The 223-nt window shown below is 44.8% G+C and carries 1 pseudogene; it reads left to right on the forward strand.

What is annotated here, in order from left to right:
- Window positions 1–223: pseudogene (locus ACGF5R_RS25200) on the forward strand (hypothetical protein); the annotation flags it as partial.

The following is a 223-nucleotide window of genomic DNA, read 5'->3' on the forward strand; positions in this document are numbered from 1 at the left end:
GGAAAAATACCCCGGATTAACCGGGGTACATATATCACCTAAATATATTGAGGCTGCTAACGGGCATGTTGCCGTTCGTATGGAGCACAACATTGACACTGAGATTGACCTGATTATTCGGTTTGATGGCGATATTCCAGAAGCCGCTGAAAACACAAAGATAGACTTAGAGGGAGGTAGCAAGGCATTTCACTACGATGAAGATGGTCGCCTGTTTGGCTTT

The sequence above is a fragment of the Photorhabdus sp. RM71S genome, assembly GCF_042879355.1.
Lineage (GTDB): Bacteria > Pseudomonadota > Gammaproteobacteria > Enterobacterales > Enterobacteriaceae > Photorhabdus > Photorhabdus kayaii.